The sequence below is a fragment of the Flavobacterium ponti genome, from assembly GCF_042652765.1.
Classification (GTDB): Bacteria; Bacteroidota; Bacteroidia; order Flavobacteriales; family Flavobacteriaceae; genus Flavobacterium; species Flavobacterium ponti.
In genome coordinates this window covers 95,062-120,251 of sequence record NZ_JBHSGW010000003.1, presented here as the reverse complement: position 1 = coordinate 120,251, position 25,190 = coordinate 95,062, and the positions used below count along the sequence as shown (strand labels likewise).

General features: G+C 30.0%; 28 protein-coding genes. 12 read left to right on the top strand and 16 right to left on the bottom strand.

Going from position 1 to position 25,190, the window contains the following annotated elements:
- Positions 1–102: 102 nt before the first annotated feature.
- The 9 genes from ACFO3U_RS05100 to ACFO3U_RS05060 form a co-directional block, all read right to left on the bottom strand.
- A complete protein-coding gene (locus ACFO3U_RS05100; RefSeq protein WP_379738700.1) occupies positions 103–405 on the bottom strand; it encodes a hypothetical protein in 303 nt (100 codons plus the stop codon).
- Positions 406–615: 210 nt separating this feature from the next.
- On the bottom strand, positions 616–1,611 hold the full coding sequence (locus ACFO3U_RS05095; protein ID WP_379738698.1) for an NAD(P)H-dependent glycerol-3-phosphate dehydrogenase: 996 nt from the start codon (positions 1,609–1,611) through the stop codon (positions 616–618).
- A gap of 296 nt (positions 1,612–1,907) precedes the next feature.
- Complete coding sequence (locus ACFO3U_RS05090; RefSeq protein ID WP_379738696.1) at positions 1,908–3,086, bottom strand: iron-containing alcohol dehydrogenase; 1,179 nt, start codon at positions 3,084–3,086, stop codon at positions 1,908–1,910.
- A gap of 122 nt (positions 3,087–3,208) precedes the next feature.
- Positions 3,209–3,586, bottom strand: a complete 378-nt coding sequence (locus ACFO3U_RS05085; protein ID WP_379738694.1) for a hypothetical protein — start codon at positions 3,584–3,586, stop codon at positions 3,209–3,211.
- Between the two features lie 7 nt (positions 3,587–3,593).
- Complete coding sequence (gene nadD / locus ACFO3U_RS05080; protein WP_379738692.1) at positions 3,594–4,175, bottom strand: nicotinate (nicotinamide) nucleotide adenylyltransferase; 582 nt, start codon at positions 4,173–4,175, stop codon at positions 3,594–3,596.
- 68 nt (positions 4,176–4,243) lie between these two features.
- On the bottom strand, positions 4,244–4,816 hold the full coding sequence (gene gmk / locus ACFO3U_RS05075) for a guanylate kinase (protein WP_379738690.1): 573 nt from the start codon (positions 4,814–4,816) through the stop codon (positions 4,244–4,246).
- Between the two features lie 81 nt (positions 4,817–4,897).
- Positions 4,898–5,758: a YicC/YloC family endoribonuclease gene (locus ACFO3U_RS05070; RefSeq protein ID WP_379738688.1), complete on the bottom strand. Its 861-nt coding sequence runs from the start codon at positions 5,756–5,758 to the stop codon at positions 4,898–4,900.
- 93 nt (positions 5,759–5,851) lie between these two features.
- Positions 5,852–6,745: a DMT family transporter gene (locus ACFO3U_RS05065; protein WP_379738686.1), complete on the bottom strand. Its 894-nt coding sequence runs from the start codon at positions 6,743–6,745 to the stop codon at positions 5,852–5,854.
- On the bottom strand, positions 6,738–7,097 hold the full coding sequence (locus ACFO3U_RS05060; protein WP_379738684.1) for an arsenate reductase family protein: 360 nt from the start codon (positions 7,095–7,097) through the stop codon (positions 6,738–6,740). The genes ACFO3U_RS05065 and ACFO3U_RS05060 overlap by 8 nt, the downstream gene beginning before the upstream one ends.
- Before the next feature lie 69 nt (positions 7,098–7,166).
- Between ACFO3U_RS05060 and ACFO3U_RS05055 the strand changes: the two genes are divergently transcribed.
- Genes ACFO3U_RS05055 through ACFO3U_RS05045 form a run of 3 tightly spaced genes read left to right on the top strand, consistent with a single transcriptional unit; the run spans position 7,167 to position 9,226 of the window.
- A complete protein-coding gene (locus tag ACFO3U_RS05055) occupies positions 7,167–7,604 on the top strand; it encodes an acyl-CoA thioesterase (RefSeq protein WP_379738682.1) in 438 nt (145 codons plus the stop codon).
- A gap of 10 nt (positions 7,605–7,614) precedes the next feature.
- Positions 7,615–8,070 carry a DinB family protein gene (locus ACFO3U_RS05050; protein WP_379738680.1) on the top strand — a complete coding sequence of 152 codons (456 nt, stop codon included), beginning with the start codon at positions 7,615–7,617 and terminating at the stop codon, positions 8,068–8,070.
- A gap of 10 nt (positions 8,071–8,080) precedes the next feature.
- Positions 8,081–9,226 (top strand): cystathionine gamma-synthase, encoded by a 1,146-nt coding sequence (locus ACFO3U_RS05045; protein ID WP_379738678.1) that lies wholly within the window; start codon positions 8,081–8,083, stop codon positions 9,224–9,226.
- 21 nt (positions 9,227–9,247) lie between these two features.
- Here the strand turns inward: ACFO3U_RS05045 and ACFO3U_RS05040 are convergent, their stop codons facing one another.
- Together ACFO3U_RS05040 and ACFO3U_RS05035 are read right to left on the bottom strand one after the other, a co-directional pair.
- Positions 9,248–10,216, bottom strand: coding sequence for a DUF3078 domain-containing protein (locus tag ACFO3U_RS05040; RefSeq protein ID WP_379738676.1), 969 nt, complete (start codon positions 10,214–10,216; stop codon positions 9,248–9,250).
- Positions 10,217–10,219: 3 nt separating this feature from the next.
- Positions 10,220–11,989, bottom strand: coding sequence for a 1-deoxy-D-xylulose-5-phosphate synthase (locus ACFO3U_RS05035; protein ID WP_379738674.1), 1,770 nt, complete (start codon positions 11,987–11,989; stop codon positions 10,220–10,222).
- Between the two features lie 39 nt (positions 11,990–12,028).
- Between ACFO3U_RS05035 and ACFO3U_RS05030 the strand changes: the two genes are divergently transcribed.
- Positions 12,029–12,469 (top strand): nucleoside deaminase, encoded by a 441-nt coding sequence (locus tag ACFO3U_RS05030; protein WP_379738672.1) that lies wholly within the window; start codon positions 12,029–12,031, stop codon positions 12,467–12,469.
- A gap of 59 nt (positions 12,470–12,528) precedes the next feature.
- Complete coding sequence (locus ACFO3U_RS05025; protein ID WP_379738670.1) at positions 12,529–13,314, top strand: SIMPL domain-containing protein; 786 nt, start codon at positions 12,529–12,531, stop codon at positions 13,312–13,314.
- A 61-nt stretch (positions 13,315–13,375) separates the two neighbouring features.
- On the opposite strand, the gene ACFO3U_RS05020 is transcribed toward ACFO3U_RS05025, so the two are convergent.
- Positions 13,376–14,923, bottom strand: coding sequence for an Rne/Rng family ribonuclease (locus ACFO3U_RS05020; protein WP_379738668.1), 1,548 nt, complete (start codon positions 14,921–14,923; stop codon positions 13,376–13,378).
- Positions 14,924–15,257: 334 nt separating this feature from the next.
- Positions 15,258–15,551: an HU family DNA-binding protein gene (locus ACFO3U_RS05015; protein WP_026716764.1), complete on the bottom strand. Its 294-nt coding sequence runs from the start codon at positions 15,549–15,551 to the stop codon at positions 15,258–15,260.
- A gap of 131 nt (positions 15,552–15,682) precedes the next feature.
- On the opposite strand from ACFO3U_RS05015, the gene mutY reads away from it, so the two are divergent.
- The 4 genes from mutY to gldD are packed head-to-tail and all read left to right on the top strand — an operon-like array spanning position 15,683 to position 19,095.
- The gene (mutY, locus tag ACFO3U_RS05010) at positions 15,683–16,714 is read left to right on the top strand and encodes an A/G-specific adenine glycosylase (RefSeq protein ID WP_379738665.1); all 1,032 of its coding nucleotides are present in this window, start codon (positions 15,683–15,685) and stop codon (positions 16,712–16,714) included.
- 42 nt (positions 16,715–16,756) lie between these two features.
- Positions 16,757–17,209, top strand: coding sequence for a single-stranded DNA-binding protein (locus tag ACFO3U_RS05005; RefSeq protein ID WP_379738663.1), 453 nt, complete (start codon positions 16,757–16,759; stop codon positions 17,207–17,209).
- A gap of 22 nt (positions 17,210–17,231) precedes the next feature.
- On the top strand, positions 17,232–18,524 hold the full coding sequence (locus tag ACFO3U_RS05000) for a gliding motility-associated protein GldE (protein ID WP_379738661.1): 1,293 nt from the start codon (positions 17,232–17,234) through the stop codon (positions 18,522–18,524).
- Positions 18,525–18,537: 13 nt separating this feature from the next.
- Entirely contained in the window at positions 18,538–19,095 is a 558-nt protein-coding gene (gldD, locus tag ACFO3U_RS04995; RefSeq protein WP_379738659.1) for a gliding motility lipoprotein GldD, read from the top strand.
- 51 nt (positions 19,096–19,146) lie between these two features.
- Here the strand turns inward: gldD and ACFO3U_RS04990 are convergent, their stop codons facing one another.
- The gene (locus tag ACFO3U_RS04990; RefSeq protein ID WP_379738657.1) at positions 19,147–19,515 is read right to left on the bottom strand and encodes a cation transporter; all 369 of its coding nucleotides are present in this window, start codon (positions 19,513–19,515) and stop codon (positions 19,147–19,149) included.
- A 112-nt stretch (positions 19,516–19,627) separates the two neighbouring features.
- Between ACFO3U_RS04990 and ACFO3U_RS04985 the strand changes: the two genes are divergently transcribed.
- Positions 19,628–20,494 (top strand): DMT family transporter, encoded by an 867-nt coding sequence (locus tag ACFO3U_RS04985; protein ID WP_379738655.1) that lies wholly within the window; start codon positions 19,628–19,630, stop codon positions 20,492–20,494.
- 73 nt (positions 20,495–20,567) lie between these two features.
- Here the strand turns inward: ACFO3U_RS04985 and ACFO3U_RS04980 are convergent, their stop codons facing one another.
- Both ACFO3U_RS04980 and ACFO3U_RS04975 read right to left on the bottom strand, forming a co-directional pair.
- Positions 20,568–22,610 carry a M16 family metallopeptidase gene (locus ACFO3U_RS04980; RefSeq protein ID WP_379738653.1) on the bottom strand — a complete coding sequence of 681 codons (2,043 nt, stop codon included), beginning with the start codon at positions 22,608–22,610 and terminating at the stop codon, positions 20,568–20,570.
- An 11-nt stretch (positions 22,611–22,621) separates the two neighbouring features.
- Complete coding sequence (locus ACFO3U_RS04975) at positions 22,622–23,947, bottom strand: M16 family metallopeptidase (RefSeq protein ID WP_379738651.1); 1,326 nt, start codon at positions 23,945–23,947, stop codon at positions 22,622–22,624.
- Positions 23,948–24,106: 159 nt separating this feature from the next.
- On the opposite strand from ACFO3U_RS04975, the gene rplU reads away from it, so the two are divergent.
- Together rplU and rpmA are read left to right on the top strand one after the other, a co-directional pair.
- Entirely contained in the window at positions 24,107–24,796 is a 690-nt protein-coding gene (gene rplU / locus ACFO3U_RS04970) for a 50S ribosomal protein L21 (protein ID WP_379738649.1), read from the top strand.
- Between the two features lie 32 nt (positions 24,797–24,828).
- Positions 24,829–25,089, top strand: a complete 261-nt coding sequence (gene rpmA, locus ACFO3U_RS04965) for a 50S ribosomal protein L27 (protein WP_338377784.1) — start codon at positions 24,829–24,831, stop codon at positions 25,087–25,089.
- The last annotated feature ends 101 nt before the right edge of the window (positions 25,090–25,190 follow it).

The following is a 25,190-nucleotide window of genomic DNA, read 5'->3' as shown; positions in this document are numbered from 1 at the left end:
ATAAAAATACTTCAATTCTATAAATGCTCTTCTTAAAAAATTTATAAAAAAAAAAGACTATCGTTTGTCGATAGTCTTTTAATAAAAGAGAAATAGTTCCCACTATTCTCTTTTCAACCAATTTCCTTTTGCATCGGCATAAACAGTTTTACTGTCGTCTCCGATAGACAATACTAATTTATACTCATTTTTTTCATTCACATATGCATTACTAACCGTTGCATCTGCAAAATCTCTTTTAATCGCATCTTTAACTGGTTGTGCAATGTCTGTTGGTTTGATTTCTTTAAACTCTTCTTGAGATTGAGAAATCAATGTAGTAGTTTCGATTGAGTTAACTTGTGTTGTAGCAAATGTTGTAAGACTAGCAAATGCTAAAGCTGATAATAAAAATACTTTTTTCATAATAATAGTTTAAATTGTTTACTTAATTTCTCTTAGACTATTGAAAATACTATACCAATAGAAAAAGAACAGATTAAATAAAATGCAAAATGCTGAAAAACAAATAGTTGTGTTTTTCAGCATTAGTATTAAAGTGTGTAACTTGGCTGTTACTTGAGTTTATAATGTATATTTTTTATACAAAAAGCATTATTTTTTCTTGAAATTATATTAATCTAACTTCTCAGTTAATTTAGCAAATACTTTTTTGGCATCTTTTCCTTCATATAGAATTTGGTAAACAGCATCAATAATTGGAGTTTTTGCACCATATTCTTGATTTAATTTATAAGCACTTTTGGCAGCATAATATCCTTCAGCAACCATGCTCATTTCCATCTGAGCCGATTTAACTGTATAACCTTTTCCAATCATGTTTCCAAACATTCTATTTCTTGAGAATACCGAATAACCTGTAACTAATAAATCTCCCAAATAAGCAGAATTATTGATGTTACGCTTCATTTTATGCACTTTTCTAATGAATTTCTTCATTTCGCGAATGCCATTACTCATTAAAACTGATTGAAAATTATCACCATAACCTAAACCATGAGCAATTCCGGCTGCGATAGCATAAATGTTTTTTAACATAGCTGCATATTCAGTACCAATAATATCATCTGAAGTTTTTGCTTTGATGTAATTGCCACTTAAGTTTTTAGCCATGATTTTAGCTTTCTTCACATCACCACAAGCAATTGTCAAATAAGAAAGACGTTCAAGAGCAACTTCTTCTGCGTGACAAGGACCAGTAATTACACCAATATTTTCGTATGGAATATCATATTTCGTATGAAAATGTTCTCCAACAATTAAACTAGTCTCTGGGACAATACCTTTAATAGCTGAAAAAATGACTTTATCTTTTAAACTTTCTTTTAGGTTTTCCAATTCTCCACTTAAGAAAGCAGATGGAATAGCGAAAATAACATAATCTGCAAAAGCTACTGCTTCATTAATATCGTTCGTTAACTTCAGTTTTTTGATGTCAAATTCTACTGAACTTAAGTAATTTGGATTGTGTCTTTGATGTTTTAAATGTTCAATAGCATAGATGTTTCTCATGTACCAAGCTATCTCAGATTGGTTCTCACACAACATTTTGGCAATTGCTGTTGCCCAACTTCCACCACCTATAACTGCAAACTTTGGATTTGAATTCATTTCTAAATCGTTTTAGTAGTCAAAATTAGCAATTTAAAATGCATTATCAAATCAATTGTTAAAAGTGTTAAGGTAAAGTTTAACAAAATTTTAAATATTGAGGTGCAATTTAAAATAAAGCTTGTCGTTTTTAATGGAGTAATATGTCAAAAGTATTACGACTACATAAATTAGTTGGGTTAAGTTAATTTTTGTTTTGGGGTTAGAAAAAAGCGTTCAGGTACATGTACTTGAACGCTTTTTGAATTTAATAATGACCTTTTGTTTTCCGTTGGCTAAAGCCGAACAGCAATGAATTAATAACTCATTTCAACAATTGCTCTAACTTTTTCTGGAGTAATATTTTGTTTTTCACCTAAAGCTTTCCAACCTCTTTCTTCAAAACGATTTACAATGAAATCTGCTGTTTTTGCATAATCTGCTGTATTTTCAGAGAGTTTAGTTTTCATGCCCATAGTGTGTAAGAAATCAACCGTTTTTTCAATAGCTTTTTCAGCAATTTCTTCAGTTGAACCTTCTTGAATGTTCCAAACACGTTTTCCGTATTGTGCTAATTTATCTTTTTTGGTTTCAAACATTACTTTATATAAATTTGGACCAATGATAGCTAAAGTTCTAGCATGATCAATTTCGTATAAAGCAGTTAATTCATGACCAATCATGTGTGTTGCCCAATCGGAAGGAACTCCTTTTTGAATTAAGCCGTTCAAAGCCATTGTTGCACTCCAAACAAAATTAGAAGCTAATTTATAATCTGATGGATTTTCGACTACATCTGGTCCAATTTCGATTAACGTTTGTAAAATACTTTCAGCAATTCTATCTTGTAATAAAGCATCATGAGTGTAGGTTAAATATTGTTCCATTACGTGAGTGAAAGCATCCACAACACCATTTTGCAATTGTCTTTTTGGTAAAGAAGTAATCACAGTTGGATCAACAATTGAGAATTTTGGAAATAAAGCACTTCCTCCTAACGTTAATTTTTCTTGCGTTTCATTAATGGTTACAACTGCTCCAGAATTCATTTCTGAACCTGTTGCTGGTAAAGTTAAAACTGTTCCAAAAGGAATTACATCTGAACCTTCTTTGAAAAGAATTCTTTTTCTTAAAATATCAGCAGCATCACCTTCATAATTAACAGCTGCAGAAATAAATTTTGTGCCATCAATTACACTTCCACCACCAACTGCTAAAACAAATCCGATTTTTTGTTCTCGGATTATTTCAACAGCTTTCATTAAAGTTTCATATCTTGGATTAGGTTCAATTCCACCAAATTCTACAATATTATTTTCTTCAAATTGTGTTGCTAAAGCAGCTTTTACTTGGTCATAAACACCATTTTTAAAAATACTTCCACCACCATAAGTGATTAGAATTTTTGTATTGGCTGGAACTAAATCTTTTAATTTTTCAATTTGTCCTTTTCCAAAGACATAATTTACAGGATTGTATAATTCGAAATTGTTCATTTTATAAAGTTTAATTGTGAAATCGTTTAATTGTTTAAACGTATGCAAATTTACAAAATGCTTTTCGGAACGAATGGTAAAGGAATGTTAAGTTAGTTGAATGATTTTTACCTTGATTAATCTTAATCTATTTTGATTAGTTTTTCGGTTATTAAAAATCTTTCAAATTCTTTATAAATATTATCATTATTTAGAAGTGTATCTTTTTTTATAATTAGTAAATCATATTTTCCAGTTTCTAAATAGTTTATTTCTTTTTTTGTCTTTCCCAAAGATTTTATAAACAAATCATTAATTTCAATAAATGAAAAATTTTTAGATTTAAGTATTGTGTCTTTTAATCCAAATTGTAAACTAATTGACTTTTCAGAAAAGATACTATTGTTCTCTTTGTAGATTATAGTAATTTTATCACTTTCATAAGTTTTTTCTGGATTCTTTTTATCACAAGAAATAATTGTAAAGCATAGAATTAAGATTAATGATTTTAATTTATTCATAGTTTATTTACTTTTTATAGAACAAATTATGTTCCACATATTCCCAAACTTCTTTGGGTAACATGGGAACAATATTTTTTCCATTTTTAATGCTTTCGCGAATGAATGTTGAGGATAATTCAATGACTGGAGCACCAATTCTATGAATTTTTGGATGATTGGCAAATTGGTCGTCCATTTCACCAGAATTTAATCTTGGATAAACATAAATACCATGGTTCTGCAAAATAACTTCATAGTTTTTCCATTTATGAAGCGAATTCAAATTGTCTTCACCCATGATTAAAGAAAATTCGTGTTGCGGAAATTTCTCAAATAAATGAGCTAATGTATTTACAGTATAATTCGGTTGAGGTAATTTAAATTCAATATCAGAAGGTTGAATTTTCGGGAAATCTTTCGTAGCCAAATGCACCATTTCTAAACGATGATAATCATCTAAAAGGGTATTTTTCTTTTTATGTGGATTATGAGGTGTAACCACCATCCAAATTTGGTCTAAATCAGAATGTTCAGCCATATGATTAGCGATAATCAAATGACCAACATGGATTGGGTTGAATGTTCCGAAATATAAACCGATTTTCATTATTTTAGTTTTAAGTTAACAGTTTTAAGTTAACAGCTAAAACTGTAAACCGTGAACTGTAAACTAAATTACTTATTGATAAACTCCTTAACCAACTGATAAGCTTCTTCCTTAGCTGTATCTAAATCGTAATTTTTAATTATTTTGTCAAATTGAGGTGCTGTTGCTAATTCGACCGAAGCTTTTGCAATTCGCATATTGATTTTGTCTTCGCTCTCTGTAGAACGTAGTTTTAGTCGTCTTTTTAATTCGTCAACACTAGGTGGTTTAACAAAAACAGCTAAAGTTTCTTCAGGAAATTTGTGTTTTATTCGTAATCCACCTACAACATCAATGTCAAAAATCACGTGTTTTCCTAAAGCCCAGATTCTTTCGATTTCTTTTTTTAAAGTTCCGTAGAAATTATTCGTGTAGACTTCTTCCCATTCTACAAACTCTTCATTTTTAATATGTTCTTTGAATTCTTCCCAAGAAATGAAATAGTAATCTGTTCCATCAATTTCTGTTCCTCTTGGTTCACGTGTTGTACATGAGATGGAGAATTCTAAATTTAATTCTTCTTTTTCTAATAAGTGTCTTACTATAGTTGTTTTGCCAGAACCTGATGGTGCTGAGAATACAAATAATTTTCCTTTGGTCATTTTTTTAAGTGATTAGTGAATAGTGATTAGTAACTAGTAAGAGACAAAGCTAATCACTAGTTACTAATCACTAATTACTTTTTATAAAACATTCAAAACTTGTTCTTTAATTTTCTCCAATTCATCTTTCATTTGCACTACTAATTTTTGCATTTCCGTATGATTGGATTTTGAACCCATAGTATTTATTTCTCTACCAATTTCTTGTGTAATGAAGCCTAGTTTTCTTCCAAGGGCTTCTTCGTTTTTCATGGTTTCTAAGAAATAATTTAAGTGATTTCCCAAACGAACTCTTTCTTCTGTGATATCATATTTCTCTAAATAAAAAATCAATTCTTGTTCAAAACGATTTTCATCTATAGTGGCTTTTAATTCTTCTAAAGCTGTGCGAAGTCTTGTTTTAACAGTTTCTACTCTTTCTGAATCATAAGAAACCGCTTCATTCATTAAGTTTTCAATATTGGAAATTCTTAATTCGAATTCTTTTTCTAAAGAAACACCTTCATCACTTCTGAAAGTTGAAATATTATCTAAAGCTTCATTAATCACTTTTTCAATTTGAAGCCATTCGTTTTTGTCTAATTCTTCGCGTTCTGTTTTTAAAGCATCTGGCATTCTTACCGCCATTTTCATTAATTCCGTTTCGTCAGCATTTGGAATCACTTCTTTCATTTGATTGATGTATCCTTTTACAATTGGGACATTAATCTTAGCTGAAGTTTCTTCACCAGTAACTTCAATATATAAAGAAAAATCAATTTTTCCACGTTCTAATCTTTGTGCAATTGAATTTCTAATTTGTAATTCCATTTCTCTGTAAATAGAAGGAGTTCTCACATTTAAGTCTAATCCTTTGCTATTTAATGATTTGATTTCTACAGTTATTTTTTTATTTGGTAATTGCATAAAAGCTTTCCCAAAACCGGTCATTGATTGTATCATTCCTGTTTTTTAATTGACTTCAAAGATAATAAAAGTAATTAGTAATTAGTGAATAGTAATTAGTGAATAGTGTCTAAAAAAGCTAATGGCTAATTACTTATCACCAGTTGCTTTCTTGTGAGTTACTAAAAATACACCTACAAAAATTAGAATTGCCGAAATTATTTTGATAAAAGTAAGTTCATCTTTTTGTAGGCTAATCGCAATTATACTGGCAAATAAAGGTTGCAAATAGATAAAAATGGATAAAGTTGTGGGTTTTAATTCTTTTAAAGCCATCAAATTAATAAGATAAGCAAAGAATGTAGTAAACAAAACTACAAATCCAATGTTGAAATAAATAGATGTTGGAATAGTTTGCCAATTTATTTCGGTAAATTCTTGATATCCAAAAGGAATAACAAATAATAATCCGAAAGTGTAAATCCATTTCACAAACGTAAAAGGATGGTATTTTGAAATTAGTTTTTTGACCACAATCAAATAAATTCCATAAGAAGAAGCATTAACAAATACTAAAAAATTTCCAAAACTCGCATTTGGACTGTTTTGAATATCTTTTCCGTAAAGGATTAAAATAGAAGTTCCAGTTAAACCAATGATAATTCCAATAACTTTTTTAAGTTCGATTTTTTCTTTGATTAAAATCGCAGATAAAATTAACACCAAAATAGGTGTTGTAACCATGATAACTGAAGCACTTATTGGAGAAGTATAACTCAATCCTTTGAAAAAAGCCAATTGATTTATAGCAACACCAAACAAAGCAGCAGCCATTATTCTCGGAAAATCTTTTAAATCAATTTTTTCTTTAGGTCCAAAAAAAGTTAGCAGCCAAAATAAAAAGCAAGCACCTAAAGCTCGAATTAATATAAATCCGAAAGGTTGCACATAAGTAGGCATAACATCTTTGGCAACCGTGAAATTGGTCCCATAAATTAAGGCTACAAATGTTGCTCCAATTATGGCTAAGGTTCTTTTAGACATTTTCTAAGGCTTTCATGACTTTTAGAATGTTGGGTTGCGAGTTTCCAATAAAAATTTCATCTTTTATAATAAAAACTGGACGACTTAAAAAAGTATAATGTTCTAAAATTAAAGCTTTGTAATCTTCTTCTATTAGTGTTTGATTTTTTAAACCTCTTTCTTTATATAATTGAGCTCTTTTACTGAATAAGGCTTCATAACTTCCAGCTAATTCGCGCATTTGTTCTAATTCTTCAACCGTAATTTTATCTTGTCTAATGTCATGAAATTCTAATTCAATTCCTTTTGGTAATGATTTAATAATTTTTCTACAAGTATCACAAGATGCTAAGTAATATATTTTGTCAGCCATAAAATTTCTTTTTGCAAAGAAAAATCATTTAAAACTTTTAATCTGTATTTTTGTAAAAAAATTAATTTAATGAGTACTTTTAGTAAAGAATTATCAATCCGTTGGTCTGATTTAGATCCAAATTTTCATTTACGTCATTCTGCTTATTATGATTTTGGAGCACAACATCGTATAGAAATATTATCTCAAGAAGGTTTAACAATGCAAGTGATGCAAGAACAAAATTTTGGACCTATTGCTTTTAGAGAAGAATGTGTTTTTAGAAAAGAAATTCATTTAGGAGATAAAATTGTTATCAGTACCAAAATTGGAAAAATGAGAGCTGATGCTTCTCGTTGGACTATTGTTCATGATTTACATAACCAAGATGGAGTGCTTTGTGCCAAAATAACAATTGATGGAGCTTGGATGGATACAAAATTGAGAAAATTGGCTGTTCCAACACCAGCAATGGCTTTACAAGTTATGAATGCAATACCAAAAACAGAAGATTTTATCTTACTTTAAAAATAAAAAAATGAAAACTACTTTCAATATTTGGGAAACCAGCAGAAATTTATATTTGAAATATTTAGAAAACTATTCCTTAGAACAATTGAATAAAATTCCTGAAGGTTTTAGCAATAATTTAATTTGGAATATTGCTCATATAATCGTTTCGCAACAGAAATTAGTTTATGCTTTGTCAGGATTACCAATGCATATTTCTCAGGAAATGTTAGAAAAATATCAAAATGGCTCACGACCAGATGGGGAAGTTGCTCAAGAAGAAGTTGATGAAATCAAGCAATTACTCACTTTTTTAGTAAATCAAACCAAATCGGATTTTGACAATGGAATTTTTAAAGAATTTAATCCTTATCAAACCAAAACAGGATTTTATTTAGGAACATTGCAAGAAGCAATAGAATTCAATAATTATCACGAAGGAATTCATTTAGGAATAATGATGCAGATTAAAAAGTTTCTATAAAACTTTTCAAATGAAATTCAATACAAAAACAATACACGGTGGACAACACTACGAAAAAGAGACAGGTTCTGTAATGACTCCTATTTTTCAAACATCAACTTTTGCTCAAATAAGTCCAGGAAAACCTGTTGGTGATTATGAATATGCTAGGTCTGCAAATCCAACAAGAACTGCTTTGGAAAATTCACTAGCTAGTTTGGAAAATGGAACAAGAGGGTTGGCTTTTGCTTCTGGTTTGGCAGCAACTGATGCTTTAATGAAAATTTTAAAACCTGGTGATGAGGTTATTGCTACAGATAATTTATACGGAGGAACTTATAGAATGTTTACCAAAGTGTATCAAGATTTTGGAATCAAATTTCATTTTGTAGATATGACTGATTTGGAAAAATTAGAATCTCTTATCAATAAAAAAACAAAATTAGTTTGGGTAGAAACACCAACAAATCCCTTAATGAAATTGGCTGATATTGCTGAAATATCTAAAATCACTAAAAAGCACAATATACTTTTAGCAGTAGATAACACATTTGGAACACCTTATTTACAAAAACCTTTAGATTTGGGAGCAGATATTGTTATGCATTCAGCCACAAAATATTTAGGTGGACATTCGGATGTTATGGCTGGAGCGTTAATTGTCAAGGATAAAGAACTTGGTGAAAAACTACATTTTTCTCAATTTGCAACAGGTGGAATTTTAGGTCCAATGGATAGTTTTTTGGTTTTAAGAGGAATCAAAACTTTACATTTAAGAATGCAACGTCATTGCGAAAACGGAATGAAAGTAGCGGAATACTTAAGTTCTCATCCAGCAGTTAAAAAAGTATATTATCCTGGATTAGAGAATCATCCCAATCATAAAATTGCTAAAAAACAAATGATTGGTGGTTTTGGAGGAATGGTTTCTTTTTCGTTTAATTCAGGTAAAATGGAAGATGCTATTTCTTTTTTTGAAAAATTAAAAGTTTTCACTTTAGCAGAATCTTTAGGTGGAGTTGAGTCGTTAGCCAATCATTCAGCAACTATGACTCATGCTTCTTTAACTAGAGAAGAACGATTAGAAATTGGAATTACTGACGATTTGGTTCGTTTAAGTGTTGGAGTAGAAGATATAGAAGATTTGTTGGAAGATTTAAAGCAAGCTTTAGCCTAATATAATATAGAAAAACCATCATTATCCAGTAGTGATGGTTTTTTTCTTGAATTCATATACAATACCAATTCCCATAATTTGTTTCAATTGAATTTTTGGACCTTTGGTAATTTGCATTCCATCTTGTTCTTCTTTGGTTTTTATATCATCGTCATATATTAATTGAGTTCCTAAACTGGCTTTTACATATTCATTTATAGTCATTTCAACTTGAATTTGCCAATTCACATCAATGTTTCCAAAGTTGTGAATATAATCTGAATATAATGATATGCGATGGTCTAAAGTCATGTTTTTGTAAATTTCTTTTTCCCATTCACTAGTTACTAAAACACCTAATTCTGTTCTTGATTTTCTTCCTAGAGAAATTATGTTTCCATTTTCATCATATATTGCTTCATCTACCCCAAAAGCACCTTCATTGGCTAATCTCTGACTTAAAACAAGTGTTGTTTTTTGAGTTAGAGGTGATAAATAGAGTTTGAAATAGGCTTCTTTAACAACATATTCAGCTCCAAGTCCTAAGAAAATGTAAGCAGGAGCAAAAGGTTTTGAAATGGCTAAATCTGTATTTGGATAAGCATAACCATTGGCAAATTGCGTGTTAAAATTGAATTTTCCAGCAAAATACCATCTAGAAAGGGTATCATTTCTATGTGAAAAAGTGGAGTTTAATTGAAATTGATCGTCAGTTTTTCTTAACTCTTGACCTTCTTGTTTGTTAATTCCATAACGCATAATTAATTCATTATTCCAATTGAATTTATCAGAACTGTAATCTCTTTTAAAGTTTCCTTTTAACAACCCAGAAATAGAGTTGTTTCCTCCAGCATTCCAATTCACGAAAGAAATCTGAGAAATATCAAAACCAACCTTGTTTTTTGACTTCCAATGTGAAATTGTATCAGGTAATTTTGTTCTTATAATTTGCGAAAAACTATTTTGAAATAGAAATAAAGAAATGATGATAAGGATGCTTTTTTTGAACATTTTTTAAATAGTAGAAATTGTTTTTATTATAGATGTAACGTCAATTTGGCAAATCTGTTGTAATTCTTGAACGCTACCTTGTTCAATAAAATTGTCTGGAATACCTAAATTAACAATTTTGTTTTTATATGAATTTAAAGTTGCAAATGAATTTACTAAACCTCCAAAACCACCACTAATGACTCCATCTTCAACTGTAATTATTTTAGAATTATTTTTAAATATTTGGTTCAACATATTTTCATCCAAAGGTTTTATAAATGGAAAATGATAATGGGAAACATTTTGTGCTTGACCCAATTCTTTAATTGCTTTTTCAACATTTGAAGCCATTGTTCCTGTGGAAAGAATTGCAATATCGGGACCTTTTTTTAAACATTTAGCTTTTCCAATTTCAATTGATTCAAAAGGTTTTTTCCAATCCACAATTTCTCCTCTTCCTCTTGGATAGCGAATAGCAATAGGGTGATTTAAACCTTGAGATGCTGTGAACATTATATTTCTTAATTCAATAGCATCTTTTGGAGCGCAAATAATTAAATTTGGAATACAATTTAAATAAGCAATATCAAAAACACCATGATGTGTTGCTCCATCTTCACCAACCAAACCAGCTCTATCCAAACAAAAAATAACGGGTAAATTTTGTAAAGCTACATCATGAATCACTTGGTCATAAGCTCGTTGCAAGAAAGTGGAATAAATATTACAAAACACAACCATTCCTTGCGTAGCCATTCCAGCGGCTAATGTTACAGCATGTTGTTCGGCAATTCCAACATCCAAAGCTCTTTCAGGAAATGCTTCCATCATATATTTCATGGAACTTCCACTTGGCATTGCAGGTGTAATTCCAATAATTTTTTCATTTTTTTCGGCTAATTCCACTAATGTATGTCCAAAAACATCTTGAAATTTTGGAGGTAAATTTTCTTCATTTTTGGGATGAATTTTACCTGTTTTGGCTTCAAATTTTCCAGGAGCATGATATTTTACTTGATCTTCTTCAGCTAATTGTAATCCTTTTCCTTTTGTAGTGATTACATGAAGAAATTTTGGACCTTTTACCTTTTTTAATCGTTCTAATTCAGATAATAATTTAGGTAAATCATGACCATCAATTGGCCCAGAATAATCAAAATTTAAAGATTTTATAATGTTGTTTTGTTTTGGATTTTTCCCTTCTTTAACAGCTGTTAGATAATTTTTTAAAGCCCCAACACTTGGATCAATACCTATTGCATTGTCATTTAGGATTACTAATAAATTAGCATCAGTTACTCCAGCGTGATTTAAACCTTCAAAAGCCATTCCTGAAGCTATTGAAGCATCACCAATTACTGCAATATGTTGTTTATCAAAATCACCTTTTAATTTGGAAGCAATTGCCATTCCTAAAGCTGCTGAAATAGAAGTAGAAGAGTGACCAACACCAAAAGTATCATATTCACTTTCACTTCTTTTTGGAAAACCTGAAATTCCGTTTAAAGTTCGATTGGTTTCAAAAACATCTCGTCTTCCCGTCAAAATTTTGTGACCATAAGCTTGGTGACCAACATCCCAAACTAATAAATCATCTGGAGTATTAAAAATATAATGAAGAGCAATAGTTAACTCTACAACCCCTAAACTTGCTCCCAAATGACCTTCTCTTTGCGAAATAATATCAATGATAAATTCACGCAATTCTTTGGCTAATTGTGGAAGTTGATTTGGAGTAAGTTTCTTCAAATCATTTGGATTGTTTATATGAGAAAGTAAATTTTCCATCATTTGACAAAAGTACTAACTTGAAATTGTATTTTTGCAATTATGATAGATATTTTCACCGACGACTATTTTATGAAAAAAGCTTTGCAAGAAGCTGAAACCGCTTTTGAAAAAGGTGAAATCCCTGTTGGAGCAGTGATTGTTATAGATAATAAAGTCATTGCAAGAACACATAATTTAACAGAAATGCTTAATGACGTTACTGCTCATGCTGAAATGCAAGCGATAACAAGTGCAGCCAATTTCATAGGTGGAAAATATTTGAAAGATTGCACATTGTACGTCACCTTAGAACCATGTCAAATGTGTGCTGGAGCTTTGTATTGGAGTCAAATTTCAAAAATAGTTTACGGTGCTACGGATGAAAAAAGGGGTTTTACAAAAATGGGAACCCAATTACATCCAAAAACAGAAGTTGTAGGTGGAATTTTGGAAAAAGAATGTGCTTTATTGATGCGAGCTTTTTTTAGATTGAGAAGATAATTTACTTTTATTTAAAAAGTTTTATACCTTTACATTTATAATTTTTAAAATGTAATTTCATGGAAATCAACAATGTTCAAAAATCGAATAGTAGACTACTTCCTGCTATCGTAATTGGTTTAGCTATTATTTTAACGGCATGGATTTTAGGAAATTCATTTAAAAACAGAAATGAAAATTTAGATTCTATTTCTGTAGTTGGATTAGGAACTAAAGATTTTGTTTCCGATGAAATTTTATGGACTGCTAGTTTCTCAGTTAAAAATTACGATATAAAAGAAGCCTATAATAAAATGAAATCAGATCAAAAGATAGTTTCTGATTTTTTTATTGAAAAAGGTTTTAAAGCAAGTGATTTTTCATTTGGAGCTGTAAATTTTAATAAAAGTTTTAGAGAAATAAGAAAAGAAAATCCAGAGAATCCCTATCAAAACCAATATGAACAAGTTTTTGATGGGTATGAAGCTTATCAAACGATAACTTTTAAAACCCAAAAGAATCCTGAATTGATGAAAAAAATTGAAGATGTTTCTAGTAAAACTTCCGAGTTGATAAATTCTGGTATTGAGCTTACTTCAAATCCTATTCAATATACATATTCTGATTTGCCTAGTTTAAAACAAAGTTTAATTGAAAGTGCTACAAAAGATGCTAGAGAAAGAGCTATAAAAATAATTGAAACAGGTGATGGTAATTTAGGAAAATTAAAAAATGCTTCAATGGGAGTTTTTCAAATTACAGGTCAAGGTTCTACAGAAGACTTTAGTTATGGAGGAATTTATGATACATATAGCAAAAATAAAACCGCTAGAATTACTGTTAGATTAGAGTATGAATTAGACTAGTTCTAAACTTATAAGCATAAAAAAACCGTTTAGAACTTAATATCTAAACGGTTTTTGTTTTTTACTTGATTTCCTTTCCTTTGTCGTCAAAGAAATGGTATTCAAGATACGTGTAAGCGTCACGAGGTATAATTTTCACCCATTTTTTATGTTCAAAAAACCATTTTGAACGTATTGATGGAAAACCTTTCTCAAGGTATGCTGCCACAAAAGGATGCACATGAAGTGTAACTTTTTTATGGGCTTTAATAATTTTTTCAAGGCTAAACGCAATTTTATCAATAATCAAAATCGGAGCTTCAATTTCCCCATTTTCATTAGGGTCTTCTTCTCTGGTTTTAATATTTACTTCTGGTCTAACTCTTTGTCTAGTAATTTGAATTAATCCAAATTTGCTAGGAGGCAAGATTTTATGCTTGGCCTTATCGTCACTCATTTCTTCTTTCAAGAAATCGTATAAAACTCTGCGGTTTTCTGGATTTTGCATATCAATGAAATCCACCACAATAATTCCTCCCATGTCTCGTAATCGCAATTGACGCGCAATCTCTGCAGCAGCAATCATATTTACTTCTAAAGCAGTATCTTCTTGGTTACGAGCTTTGTTTGATCGGTTTCCACTGTTAACATCTACTACGTGTAATGCTTCTGTGTGTTCGATGATTAAATAAGCTCCTTTACTCATAGAAACTGTTTTTCCAAAGGAAGTTTTAATTTGTCTTTCCACGTTATATTTCTCAAATAAAGGTAAGTCTTTCGACTGATAGTGTTTTACGATAGAGACTCTATCTGGAGCTATTTCTTGCAAATAGTCCTTCGTTTGCAAATACAATTCTTCATCATCAATTTGAATTCCAGTAAAGGAATCATTAAATACATCTCTCAAGATGGAGGAAGCTTTGTTGACTTCTCCTAAAACTTTCGATGGATGATGAGCTGTTTGCAGCTTCTTACACATACTAGACCATTTGTCTAATAAGTTTTGAAGATCTTTGTTTAGTTCAGCTACTTTTTTGCCTTCGGCTACTGTTCTCACAATAACACCAAATCCTTTTGGTTTAATAGATTGAACCAATCGTTTTAGTCTTTCTTTTTCTTCTTTAGATTCTATTTTTTGAGAAATAGAAACTCTATCCGAAAAAGGAACTAAAACTACAAATCTACCAGCTAACGAAATTTCTGAAGAAATTCTTGGGCCTTTTGTAGATATTGGTTCTTTAACTATTTGAACTAAAAGCGATTGATTAGCACTAATAATATCTGCGATACTACCATCTTTATCAATCTCTTTTTCAAAAGGAAAATTTTTGAGTGAATAATCTTTTATTTTACCTGCGCTTACAAGTTTTATGAATTTCATCATCGAAGGAAGATTTGGACCTAAATCATGATAATGCAAAAAAGCATCTTTTTCATAACCTAAATTCACAAAAGCAGCATTTAAACCAGCCACTGGTTTTCTAATTTTTGATATAAAAATATCTCCAACTGCGAAATTACTTCCGCTACTGTTTTCTTCTTCTTTGTGAAGTTCAATTAGTTTTCCATCTTTTAATAAGGCAAAATCTACAGCATCTGAACTTGATCTAATAATTAATTCTTTGTTCAAAAGAGTACATTTTTATCCATACTTGTTTAGTGAATAGTGAATAATGAATAGTAATTAGCTAAAAACTAATTACTAGTTACTAATTACTAGTTACTTTCCAGTACAGATGGATTAAACAATAATTTTACAGGATTTTTTCCCGATAACCAATTCCTAAAATTAGTTTTTTTCAAAGAACATCTTCTTTTTGTAAAAAAGAAAAAGTAGTTAAATACTACTTTTTCTTCTTGTGACGGTTAGCTCTCGCTCTTTTTTTACGCTTGTGCGTTGCTACCTTATGTCTTTTTCTTTTTTTACCACTTGGCATAATGTCGTTAGTTTAGATTAATAATAATTATACTGCTATTTCTGTTTTCGTTTTAACTCCTTCTACAAAAACTTTAGCAGGTTTAAATGCTGGTATGTTGTGAGCAGGAATTTTTATTGTTGTATTTTTAGAAATGTTTCTTCCAGTTTTTTCAGCTCTAGTTTTAATGATAAAACTACCAAAACCTCTTAAGTAAACATTGTCTCCAGATTCTAATGAATCTTTTACTTCTTCCATGAATGTTTCTACAGTAGCTTGAACATCTCCTTTTTCAAGTCCTAGTCTGTCAGAAATTTTTGCTACGATATCTGCTTTCGTCATTTTCTTGCGTATTAATTTTATTCTAATTTTTTTTGAGAGTGCAAATATAGGAATTAAAAAAACAATATTTCAAGCATAATCAATTAAATTTTAATATAATAAAAGTTAATTTTGCCCTAACAACAATTTTTATGTCTTTTTCTAACTCTTTAATTCATTGGTATTTACAAAATAAAAGGGATTTACCTTGGAGAAATACCACAGATGCTTACACAATTTGGCTTTCAGAAATCATCTTACAACAGACAAGAGTTGCGCAAGGATTACCTTATTTTGAGTCATTTATAAGTGCATTTCCAACTGTTTTTGATTTGGCAAAAGCTTCAGAAGAGCAAGTCTTAAAACTATGGCAAGGTTTAGGTTATTATTCTCGAGCTAGAAATCTTCATGCTACTGCAAAATTTGTTGTTGATGAATTAAATGGAGAATTTCCAAATTCTTATAATGAACTAATAAAATTAAAGGGAGTAGGAGATTATACAGCTTCAGCAATAGCTTCTTTTTCGGCTAACGAAAATGTAGCTGTCTTAGATGGAAATGTCTACAGAGTTTTATCAAGATACTTTAATGTTCATAATAATATTTCAGTTTCATCTACTAAAAAAGTGTTTCAGGAATTAGCCAAAGAAGTGCTTCCTGAAAAAGTTACTCCTATATATAATCAAGCAATTATGGAATTTGGTGCTTTGCAATGTGTTCCTAAAAGTCCTAATTGCTCAGTTTGTGTATTGAATGATAGTTGTGCTGCTTTACAATATAAAACAGTTGACATCTTACCCATTAAATCTAAGAAAACAAAAGTTACAAATCGTTACTTTAACTATATAGTTTTTGAGGACCTAGAAGAAAAAACTATTGTGAATCAAAGAACAGAAAAAGGTATTTGGCAAAATTTATATGAGTTTCCTGTATTTGAGTCAAAAACTATTCTTGAAGAGAAAGAAATTATTAAATTAATAAATCAAAAATATTCAGAAATTCAGAGTATTTCAATTTTACCATCATTTGATGTTATTCACAAACTATCTCATCAAACTTTACATATTCAATTTATAAAAGTTCAAGTATCAACAAAATTTGAAAATGCGATTTCAATTTCTGATTTAAGAAGACTTCCATTTCCAATTGTTATTCATAATTTTATTGAAAGATATTTCAGCTAATTAAAATATTTACTACATTTGATATAATTAAAATTACAAGCCATGAACGGAACATTAAATAAAGTTATGTTAATAGGTCATTTAGGAGACGAAGTAAAAATGCACTATTTTGATGGAGGAAATTGTATTGGTAGATTTCCATTAGCTACAAATGAAATTTATATCAATAAAAGCACAGGAGAAAAAATCACTTCTACAGAATGGCACAACTTGGTGGTTCGCAATAAAGCAGCCGAAATTTGTGAGAAATATTTATCAAAAGGAGATAAAATTTATGTAGAAGGAAGAATAAAATCTAGAAACTGGCAAGCTGAAGATGGTTCCACAAAATATACTACAGAAATTCAAGTTACAGAATTTACTTTTTTGAGTACAAAGAAAGATTCTGATGGTAACAAGCAAAATTTTCCATCAAATGAAAATGATGCCATAAAAAAGACTAATTTTGACGCAGAAAATGAAGAGTCAAATCCAAAAGATGATTTGCCTTTTTAATGTTTAACTAATACCTACAAATTTGGACTCAGATCCTTCCAGTTTTATAAATACTATAGATTTTAGTTTGGTTTTCGGGCTAATTGGTGTAGCCTTTTTATTGTTGTGTTCTGCATTTATTTCAGGTTCTGAAGTAGCTTTATTTTCTCTTGACCAAAAAAGTCTGGATGATTTAGAAGCAAATGATAGTCACAAAGGAAAATTAATTTCCAGTCTTTTAGACAGACCTAAAAAATTATTAGCTACCATATTAATTGCAAATAATTTCATAAATATTGGTGTAGTAATTCTCTTTTCCTCTATAAATGAGAAATTATTCAGAGCTATAACTTCACCAATGCTTCAATTTTTAGTTGAAGTAATTCTTTTGACTTTTTTAATCTTGCTTTTTGGAGAAGTTTTGCCCAAAATTTATGCTAGTAGAAATAATGTAACATTTTCTAAAAAGGTTAGTATTCCAATCGTATTTTTAAATAGGCTGCTAAGTCCAATTAGTATTCCAATGCGAAACATTACTGTGTATATTGAAAAGAAGTTTAGTGTTCAGAAAACTAATTTTTCTGTAGATCAATTGTCACAAGCTTTAGAATTAACGGACCAAAAAGAAACCACTTCTGATGAACAAAAAATATTAGAAGGAATTGTAACATTTGGAAATACTGATGTTAAACAAGTGATGAGTCCAAGGATTGATATTTTTGCACTTGAAATTTCAGAAAGTTTCAAAGAAATAATGCCAAAAATTGTTGAAAAAGGCTATTCAAGAATTCCGGTTTACAAAGAAGGAATTGATCATATTGAAGGTGTTTTGTTTATCAAAGATTTGATTCCTTATATTGACCATAAAGATTATGAATGGCAAACACTTTTGAGAGAACCGTTTTTTGTGCCTGAAAACAAGAAATTGGATAATCTTTTAAAAGAGTTTCAAGGTATGAAAAATCACCTTGCAATCGTTGTTGATGAATATGGTGGAACTTCTGGATTGGTTTCTTTGGAAGATATTTTGGAAGAAATTGTAGGAGATATTAGTGACGAATTTGATGATATTGACATCAGTTTTACTAAAATAGATGATAAAAATTATCTTTTTGATGGAAAAGTTAGTTTAAAAGATTTCTATAGAGTTGTGGATGTAGATGAAGAAAAATTTGAAAATGCCAAAGGTGAAGCAGAAACTTTAGCTGGTTTTATTTTAGAAATTTCAGGAAATTTTCCTCGAAAAAATGCCAAGATAATTTTTGATGCTTATAAGTTTACCATTGAAAGTGTAGACAAACGCAGAATAAAACAAGTAAAAGTTACGTTACAATAACAAACAGATTATAATGAAGAATTTTTTTGCTCTTGTTGGATTAGCTATTTGTTTGCAATCGTGTAATGATGATGCTGTTCCAAGACCAACAAGTCAGTTACGTTTAGAATATCCAACTCCAATATATAATTCAAAAGAATCAAAATATCCATTTTCTTTAGAAGTAAATGATTTTTCTACTATTGAATCTAAAGATAATGGTGCTGTGGAAATTCATTATCCAAAAATGAAAGCAACAGTTTATTTGAGCTACAAACCTGTAAATAATGATTTAGAACAATTATTAACAGATGCTCAAAAATTAACCTATAAACTTCATGTAATGAAAGCTGATGAAATCATTGAACAACCTTACATAAATCCTGATAAAAAAGTGTATGGAATGTTTTATACGGTTGGTGGAGATGCTGCTTCAAATGCATTATTTTATGCTACAGATAGTACCAAAAATTTTGTAACAGGAAGTGTTTATTTCTACGCAAAACCTAATTTTGACTCTATTTTACCAGCTTCAAGTTATATTACTAAAGACATGAAAACGATGTTGGAGTCTATTAAGTGGGAGAAATAAAAAACCATTTCGGTTTAGAAATGGTTTTAGTGATTTTTTATCTTCTTTAATTTAAGATTTTAATTTGGAAACTTTATACAGTTTTCCACCAGCAATTCCTTCTACGGTTTTTGTTATTTTTTCTTGGTTTACTTTATCAGCATCATAAATAACGGTTGCAGTTTTAGCATCAAAATCTACTTTTGCTTCTGAAACACCATCTAATTTGTTTAGTTTTCCTTCAATTAAATTAGCACAACCTTCTGCACAAGTAATTCCTTCAATTTCAAAAGAAGCTGTTTTTGAATTTGCAACTATTGTTTTTGTAGTGTCTTGTTCAATAGCTTGAATTTCTTCTGATGATGAATTGTTTTCGTTTTTACAACTAACTAATAAAAGACTTATTGAAGCTATTAATAATGTTTGTTTAACTATATTCATTTTGAGTATTTAAATTAAATTTATTTTACAAAGATACAAATTCCATTTTTCAAATTTGTTGCAATTATTTCAAAATAAAGCCTCAATTTTGCACTTGAAAATTCGAACTACTATGGAAAATAATAAAAAATGGTATTTGCTCTTCTTTTTGGGTTGTGTTTGGGGAAGTTCTTTTTTACTGATGAAATTAGGTTTAAAAGGTGTGAATCCTATTCAAATGGGAAGTTTACGAATTTTATTTGCTGCTGCTTTTTTAGTTGTAGTTGGATTTAAGCACATAGCTAAAATTCCTTTGCATAAATGGAAGTATATTGCCTTAACATCTATGTTTGGCACATTTTTACCTGTTTATTTATTCGCTACAGCTTTATCTAAAATAGATGGTTCTGTAAGTTCAATACTTAATTCATTAACACCATTGTTTGCATTGATTTTTGGAATTTTATTCTTTAAAGTAGATGTACAAAGAAGGCAGATTTTTGGAGTAGTTATCGGTTTTGTGGGTTGTATTTTGTTGATTTTATTTGGAGAAGGAGAAAATACTACCGAAAACTATTATTATGCTTTGTTGGTTGTTTTGGCTTCTGTTTTTTATGGAATAAATGTCAATTTGATTAAGAAATATTTATCTGATTTGAAACCTTTAACAATAAGCACTGGAAACTTTTTGATTATGTTATTTCCAGCTTTAATGATCCTTTATTTTTCAGGTTTTTTTGAAATTGCGACTGAACCTAAAGTAATAACATCTTTAGGTTATATTGCTATTTTAGGAATTGTGGGAACAGGTTTTTCTAATATCTTATTTTTTAAATTAATCCAATTGTCTTCACCTGTTTTTGCTTCTTCTGTGACTTATTTAATTCCAGTTGTAGCAATTCTTTTGGGTTACTTTGTAATGGATGAAACCTTGTCTTTTGTGCAAGGAATTGGAGCTTTAGTGGTTTTATTAGGTGTTTATTTTTCGAGTAGAAAATAAATTGATTTATATAGGAAATAAAAAAGCCATTCTTAATTACAGAATGGCTTTTTAGATTTATAATGCTTAGAAATTATTCAAAATCTTTAGCAGTAACTCCTTCATTAATTTTTACTTCTTGAGTAATGAATTCTAATTCCATTCCTACATTTAAAGTAGTATTATATGGGAACAAAATTCCTTTTACTTCTTTGTAATCTCCATAATTTGTTACTTGTGTCATTTTTTGACCACCTTGTTCTTGTTCAACAGACTCAGCAACTTTTAATCCTGATTTTGTATCATACATCATTGTTTTGTTGCCCAAAGTCAATGCATAAGCATCTGAACCATTTACTGTTTCAATTCCTTTTAAAACAACGTCTGAGTTGTTTACTAATAAAAGTTCAGGGAATGTATAAGCAGTCTCTTGCATTTCTTTTAGTTTGTCTCCATCAAATTCTTTTCTTTGACCTTGTTGAACTGCATAGGCTCCTTTATCTGTCACTACTAATTTCATAACTGTCATTCCTGACATTGACATTTCTGAATTCATTTTGTTATCATTAGTTGTTTTAGAAGTTAATTGTAATTCTTGTCCTTGAACAGATGCTTTTGATATTACTACAATTGACTTAACTTCTTTTAACGCTTTTTCTCCACCAATTGCTTTGATGTAATTTTCTAAAACTGTTTTTGCAGTAACACCTTTAGGGATTTCTTTTTTGATAACTGGTTTATCTACTTTGTTTCCAAAACGATCAAAATACATTACTGGAATACCTGTTTTCTCTAATCCTGGTAAAACATCAGCTGCTTTTCCAACAACAACAATTCTTAAATTATCTGCTAAAAAGTATTTATTTGCTGCAGCTTTGATGTCTTCTGCAGTTACAGCATTGATATTTTTGATGTAATTTTCATAGAAATCATCAGGTAAATTTTGAGTTTCTTTGTTTAAGGCATAAAAAGCAACTGTTTCAGGCTTTTCAATTTGCATTACAAAATTTCCTACATATTTAGCTTTTGCATTTCTTAAATCTTCGTCAGAAACTAAATCAGTTCTCATTCTTTTTACTTCATTCAAAATTTCAACAATAGCACTGTCAGTAACTGAATTTCTAACAGAAGCTCCAGCTCTAAATTTAGAAGTATATTTTCCTGAACCGATTGAAGAATATGAACCATAAGTCCAACCATGTTTTTCACGTAAATTTAAGAATAATCTACCTTCTCCACCACCACCAAGAATTTGGTTAGCTAAAAGAGCAGCATAATAATCCTTGCTAGTCATTTTTAAATTTGAAGTATTTACCACTGCAATTTCAGATTGAACTGCATTTGACATGTCTACAAAGTTAATTTGGTTGTATTGAACATCAGTTGGTTCAGTATAAGTAAGTGATGGAGCTGTTGCTTTTTTCCAACCTTTAAATGCCTTTTCAACTTGTTTTTTAATGTCTTTTAATTTAACATCTCCTATGATTACTAAATAAGCATTTTCTGGAACGAAGTAAGTATTGTAGTTTAATTTAACATCATCAAGAGTAACATTATTTAATGTTTCTTCACTTAAAAACTCTCCTCTTGGGTGATTTTTTCCATACACTAAAATGTTTTCAACTCTTCTTGCGTTAGCAGTTACATTTTTCTCATCAGACTTAAGATTTTCAATCATTTTAGATTTTTCCTTGTCAAATTCTGCTTGTGTAAATTTAGGTTCTAAACATCCTTCTGCCATTAACTCTAAAATTCTTTTAGAATATTTAGATAATCCACTAGCTCTTGCTCCGCTTGAAGAAAAGTTAATGTTTGCTCCTAAAAAGTCAATTTCTTCGTTAAAAGCTTCTTTTGAAGTTTTTTCCGTTTCGTTTCCAATCATTGAACTTAACATATCGTCAACTCCTTTTTTGTTACCTTCTGTATAAGGAGTGTTGTCAATAGTTAATGTGTAAGATACTCTTGGTAATTTAGGGTTTTCAACTACCAATACTTTTAAACCGTTTTTAAGTGTAAAAGTTTCAGGTTTCTTAATGTTTATACTAGGAGCAGGACCAGCTTTTGGCATTGGTCTATCTTGAGCCGTTATTGTTGTCATAAAGAACAAACTAGTTACTATATATAATAATTTTTTCATGATATGTGTTCTTATTTTTGAGTTTTATCAGTTGCAGGCATGTAGTTTAAAAGTAATCTTTGGTTTGTATTCAAATATTTCTTAGCTACATCTCTAATTTCTTCTTTAGTGATTGATTTGTAAATATCTAATTCAGTATTAATCAAGTTTACATCACCATATAATAAATAATAAGTTGCTAAATTACTTGCAATTCCTTCCACACTAGTATTACTATTCACATATTGATTCTCAAAAATATTTCTCAATTTTTCTAAATCTTTATCAGAAATTAATTCAGTTTGAACTTTTACAATTTCTTCATCAATTTCTTTGTTGATGTCTTCCTGAGTAAATCCTTCCATTGGGATTCCTAATATAATATACATACTATAATCTTCTTGACTGAAGTTAAATGCACCAATTTGAAGAGCCATTTTCTTTTCATCAACAATTTTTTTGTACAAAACAGAACTTTTTCCGTCAGACAAGTAAGTTGACAACATATCAAGAACTCTAGCTTCTCTTGTTTTCATTGAAGGAGTTCTATAGGTTTGAACAAACATTGGTTTTTGAATGTTTGGGTCTTCCCATGAAGCATTAATAGTTTGAGTAATTGGAGCTTCTTCAATTTTGTTTCTTTTGATAGGAGTTCCTTTTGGAATTGCACTAAAGTATTTTTCAATCCATTCTTTAGCCTGCTCTTTATCAAATTGTCCTGCAACTACTAAAACAGCATTGTTTGGAATGTAGAATTTTTTATTAAAAGCTTGGAACTCTTCTAAAGTTGCTGCATCTAAATGTTCCATTTCTCCAATAGTTGTCCACTTATAAGGATGAGTTTTGAATAAGTTTTGTTTAACAGCTTTGATTAAGTTTCCATAAGGTTGATTGTCAACACGAAGTCTTTTTTCTTCTTTAACAACTTCGTTTTGTGTATCAACACCAATTTGATTAATCACAGGATGCATTAATCTTTCTGATTCCATCCATAAAGCTAATTCTAAGTTGTTAGAAGGAAAAACTTCGTAATAATATGTTCTATCATCAGATGTGTTTGCATTGTTTTGACCACCATTAGCAGTTACAATTTTAAACCATTCTCCTCTTTCTATATTTTTTGTACCTTCAAATAAAAGGTGTTCAAAAAAGTGAGCAAAACCTGTACGGTCTGGTTGTTCGTCTTTAGCACCTACATGATACATTACTGATGTAATTATTACAGGTGCAGAATTGTCTTGATGAAGAATAACATGTAAGCCATTGTCTAAATCAAATTCTTCAAAAGCTACGTTTTGAGCGGTAGAAATACTTCCTAACATAAGCATTGCGCTTAAAGCTATTAATGATTTTTTCATAAAATGAAGTTGTTGTTTTTTTAATATGTTGCAAAAATCGTAAAAAAGTTACAGTTTTGCCTTAAAAAAGTATTAAAAAAATATTTATGCTAATATGTTGTTAATATACTAATTAGTTGTATATTTGCAACCTTAAAAAAATAATTTAAACACATTGTTATGTACGCAATCGTAGAGATAGCAGGGCAACAATTTAAAGTTAGCAAAGACCAAAAAGTTTTTGTACACCGTTTATCAGAAGATGAAGGAGCGAAAGTTTCTTTTGACAAAGTTCTTTTGTTAGACGATAATGGTACAGTTACTTTAGGCGCCCCAGCTATAGAAGGTGCTTCTGTTGAAGCCAAAGTGTTAAGCCACTTAAAAGGAGATAAAGTAATCGTTTTCAAAAAGAAAAGAAGAAAAGGTTACAAAAAGAAAAATGGCCATAGACAATCATTATCTCAAATCGTAATTGAAGGGATTTTAGCATCTGGTTCTAAAAAAGCTGCTCCTAAAAAAGAAGAAGCAAAAAAAGAAGCTCCAGCTAAAGCTCAAAAATTAGTAGAAACTCCAGCTGCTGAAGCGAAAGCACCAAAAGCAAAAGCTTCTAAAAAAGGAGATGATTTAAAATTAATCGAAGGAATCGGTCCTAAAGCTGCTGAAGTTTTAGTTGCTGCTGGAATTGATACTTTCGCTAAATTGGCTAAAGCTAAAGCAGAAAAAGTAAAAGAAATTTTAGATGCTGCTGAAGCAAAAGTACAACATTTAGATCCAACTACTTGGGCACAACAAGCTCAATTAGCTGCAGATGGTAAAATGGAAGAATTACAAAAATTACAAGATGAATTAAACGGTGGTAGAGCTGTTTAATTTTAATATTAACTTATAAAAACCAATACATCATGGCTCACAAGAAAGGTGTCGGTAGTTCGAAGAATGGTAGAGAATCAGAATCGAAACGTTTAGGTGTTAAGATTTATGGTGGTCAAGCTGCAATTGCTGGAAACATTATCGTAAGACAAAGAGGTTCTAAACACAATCCGGGTGAAAACGTTTACATGGGTAAAGATCATACTTTACATGCAAGAGTTGACGGAGTGGTTAAGTTTCAGAAAAAAGGAGAAAACAAATCATTTGTATCTGTAGTTCCTTTTGAAGCATAATTAACAGAAACTTCAAAATATAAAAATCCCAAACTTTAATTAGTTTGGGATTTTTTGTTTTTAATGCTTTATAGTTTTTTGCAGTAATTATAGGAATTGCA

What these genes read in the sequence shown, in the direction of transcription:
- ACFO3U_RS05100 (WP_379738700.1), bottom strand. Translation starts at nt 405, where the DNA reads ATGAAAAAAGTATTTTTATTATCAGCTTTAGCATTTGCTAGTCTTACA.
- ACFO3U_RS05095 (WP_379738698.1), bottom strand. Translation starts at nt 1,611, where the DNA reads ATGAATTCAAATCCAAAGTTTGCAGTTATAGGTGGTGGAAGTTGGGCA.
- ACFO3U_RS05090 (WP_379738696.1), bottom strand. Translation starts at nt 3,086, where the DNA reads ATGAACAATTTCGAATTATACAATCCTGTAAATTATGTCTTTGGAAAA.
- ACFO3U_RS05085 (WP_379738694.1), bottom strand. Translation starts at nt 3,586, where the DNA reads ATGAATAAATTAAAATCATTAATCTTAATTCTATGCTTTACAATTATT.
- nadD (WP_379738692.1), bottom strand. Translation starts at nt 4,175, where the DNA reads ATGAAAATCGGTTTATATTTCGGAACATTCAACCCAATCCATGTTGGT.
- gmk (WP_379738690.1), bottom strand. Translation starts at nt 4,816, where the DNA reads ATGACCAAAGGAAAATTATTTGTATTCTCAGCACCATCAGGTTCTGGC.
- ACFO3U_RS05070 (WP_379738688.1), bottom strand. Translation starts at nt 5,758, where the DNA reads ATGATACAATCAATGACCGGTTTTGGGAAAGCTTTTATGCAATTACCA.
- ACFO3U_RS05065 (WP_379738686.1), bottom strand. Translation starts at nt 6,745, where the DNA reads ATGTCTAAAAGAACCTTAGCCATAATTGGAGCAACATTTGTAGCCTTA.
- ACFO3U_RS05060 (WP_379738684.1), bottom strand. Translation starts at nt 7,097, where the DNA reads ATGGCTGACAAAATATATTACTTAGCATCTTGTGATACTTGTAGAAAA.
- ACFO3U_RS05055 (WP_379738682.1), top strand. Translation starts at nt 7,167, where the DNA reads ATGAGTACTTTTAGTAAAGAATTATCAATCCGTTGGTCTGATTTAGAT.
- ACFO3U_RS05050 (WP_379738680.1), top strand. Translation starts at nt 7,615, where the DNA reads ATGAAAACTACTTTCAATATTTGGGAAACCAGCAGAAATTTATATTTG.
- ACFO3U_RS05045 (WP_379738678.1), top strand. Translation starts at nt 8,081, where the DNA reads ATGAAATTCAATACAAAAACAATACACGGTGGACAACACTACGAAAAA.
- ACFO3U_RS05040 (WP_379738676.1), bottom strand. Translation starts at nt 10,216, where the DNA reads ATGTTCAAAAAAAGCATCCTTATCATCATTTCTTTATTTCTATTTCAA.
- ACFO3U_RS05035 (WP_379738674.1), bottom strand. Translation starts at nt 11,989, where the DNA reads ATGATGGAAAATTTACTTTCTCATATAAACAATCCAAATGATTTGAAG.
- ACFO3U_RS05030 (WP_379738672.1), top strand. Translation starts at nt 12,029, where the DNA reads ATGATAGATATTTTCACCGACGACTATTTTATGAAAAAAGCTTTGCAA.
- ACFO3U_RS05025 (WP_379738670.1), top strand. Translation starts at nt 12,529, where the DNA reads ATGGAAATCAACAATGTTCAAAAATCGAATAGTAGACTACTTCCTGCT.
- ACFO3U_RS05015 (WP_026716764.1), bottom strand. Translation starts at nt 15,551, where the DNA reads ATGACGAAAGCAGATATCGTAGCAAAAATTTCTGACAGACTAGGACTT.
- mutY (WP_379738665.1), top strand. Translation starts at nt 15,683, where the DNA reads ATGTCTTTTTCTAACTCTTTAATTCATTGGTATTTACAAAATAAAAGG.
- ACFO3U_RS05005 (WP_379738663.1), top strand. Translation starts at nt 16,757, where the DNA reads ATGAACGGAACATTAAATAAAGTTATGTTAATAGGTCATTTAGGAGAC.
- gldD (WP_379738659.1), top strand. Translation starts at nt 18,538, where the DNA reads ATGAAGAATTTTTTTGCTCTTGTTGGATTAGCTATTTGTTTGCAATCG.
- ACFO3U_RS04990 (WP_379738657.1), bottom strand. Translation starts at nt 19,515, where the DNA reads ATGAATATAGTTAAACAAACATTATTAATAGCTTCAATAAGTCTTTTA.
- ACFO3U_RS04985 (WP_379738655.1), top strand. Translation starts at nt 19,628, where the DNA reads ATGGAAAATAATAAAAAATGGTATTTGCTCTTCTTTTTGGGTTGTGTT.
- ACFO3U_RS04980 (WP_379738653.1), bottom strand. Translation starts at nt 22,610, where the DNA reads ATGAAAAAATTATTATATATAGTAACTAGTTTGTTCTTTATGACAACA.
- ACFO3U_RS04975 (WP_379738651.1), bottom strand. Translation starts at nt 23,947, where the DNA reads ATGAAAAAATCATTAATAGCTTTAAGCGCAATGCTTATGTTAGGAAGT.
- rplU (WP_379738649.1), top strand. Translation starts at nt 24,107, where the DNA reads ATGTACGCAATCGTAGAGATAGCAGGGCAACAATTTAAAGTTAGCAAA.
- rpmA (WP_338377784.1), top strand. Translation starts at nt 24,829, where the DNA reads ATGGCTCACAAGAAAGGTGTCGGTAGTTCGAAGAATGGTAGAGAATCA.